Annotated in this window: 3 protein-coding genes; all 3 read right to left on the reverse strand. The window is 35.6% G+C overall.

Annotation, left to right across the window (positions count from 1 at the left end):
- Positions 1–605, reverse strand: a 605-nt coding sequence (locus ACY65O_RS08870) for a carboxypeptidase-like regulatory domain-containing protein (protein WP_462220497.1), incomplete at its 3' end; no start/stop codon positions are given.
- 80 nt (positions 606–685) lie between these two features.
- Entirely contained in the window at positions 686–1312 is a 627-nt protein-coding gene (locus ACY65O_RS08875) for a DUF2064 domain-containing protein (protein WP_462220498.1), read from the reverse strand.
- A 108-nt stretch (positions 1313–1420) separates the two neighbouring features.
- A partial coding sequence (locus ACY65O_RS08880) for a DUF3641 domain-containing protein (RefSeq protein WP_462220499.1) occupies positions 1421–1690 on the reverse strand: 270 nt, incomplete at its 5' end.

Consider the following 1690-nt stretch of genomic DNA (forward strand, 5'->3'; position numbering starts at 1 on the left):
GGGTTACCTGTTGCCAATGAGCCACCAGCCCCGCTTGCAGGCTCAGTAAAACCAAAAGCATCGTTAAGCGATGCTCCATCAATACTTAAATTGTTATACCTGTAATTGGCTCCGGCAAAACTATTGCCATTTGCTTGTGCAGTTAACCTTGTAAAATCCTGCAGACTGCGGTTTAATGTGGGCAGCTGTGCTAATTGTGTGCCGGTAATATTGTTACCAAAACTAATTTTCTTTTTATTATTGGCAGATACTGTTACTTCATTAAGTAAAGAGGTTTTGTTTACTAATTCTACTTGGGCTATATAATAATTTCCTAAAGAAAGATAAACGTCCTGTAATGTATCTGAAGCATAACCAACATATGAAGTGATAACGGTATAAGGTCCGCCACTCTTCATATTGGTAATAATAAAGTTGCCATTGGTTTGTGTAATAGCAGTATATTTTTCCCCGGTGGTTTCTAAAACCGCTTGTACGGTTGCGTTGGCAAATTGTGTTTTACCGGATGATAAAATAACAGTGCCTTTAATACCCGAAGTGGTTATTTGAGCAGATAAATTAATAACAATAAAAAATACTGATACAGTAATAATAAATTTTTGCATTGACCCGAAATGATTTTTTTGTGAAAGGCACTTTGATTTTTTACCTTTAAAGTGAAGGTAATTTTACAGTGGTGTAAAAATTAAAGTCTTACAAAAGTGGGTGGGCCACGTAAGGCGCAGCTGCTGTAAAAAAACTGCTGCAATAAAAACGTAATTGTATAATACCTGTTATAAATGCTGATAGTTATGAGGCTTAATAACTTTATAAAATTATCGGATAACGCCTGTTTACATAAAGCATTCAGGTTACCGGCATTATTTATATCTTGTTTGCACTGCAGAATAAAAAAAGAGGTGTGTAAATTATCTTTAAAATGAGCTGTAATATTCTTAAAGAGTTGATTGCTGCACCAGTTTAGGTTTAAAAAAGTACCTCTTTGATAATATTTTTTTTGCAGTGCCAGTAAATAAAAACCACCCCGACTGTCGGCTCCAATGGCATTAGCATTATTTTGTAATTGGCTATTTGCTTTTAAAATATCTTTTGCAGATAATGTGGCACAATCGCTGCCAATAGTGATTAAATTAGCATAGCCCCTGCCAAAACAATATTCAACTGCATTGCAAAATTTTTCTCCAAAGTTGTTGCCCTGCTGTTGTAATTCATCTATTACAATAAATGGAAGCTTTGTTTCTTTTGCAATATTTATGGTTTTATTATAAAATGCCTGATGGAGTTGTATATTTTTTTTGGGATCGGCATGCAATTTTTTAATGAAGCTTTCCGATTTTGCCGAACGGCTAAAAATTAATATGGCAGTATTGTGTTGCAGCTGGCAGTTTTTTTTATTTACGTTAATATGTTAAAACAGGATTTACTCTGCCACCGCACCACCACAACTGCTGCCTGCACCCGCCGTGCAACCAAAGCAATGCTGGTTAACTACAATAGAACGGTTTTGTAATGCAGTATTGTTGAATTGTGCAATATGTTTGCTGCTGCAATCCACTTTCAATTCCAGCATCTGGTTAAAATCGCAATCATAAATAAAGCCATCCCATCCTATGGAAAGTGTATTGCGGCACATTACATTAGTTGCTGCCTCAGGGTTAAATGCAGCAATCAATTTTTCCATATACTTTTC

The sequence above is a fragment of the Ferruginibacter sp. genome (assembly GCF_031430955.1).
GTDB lineage: Bacteria > Bacteroidota > Bacteroidia > Chitinophagales > Chitinophagaceae > Ferruginibacter.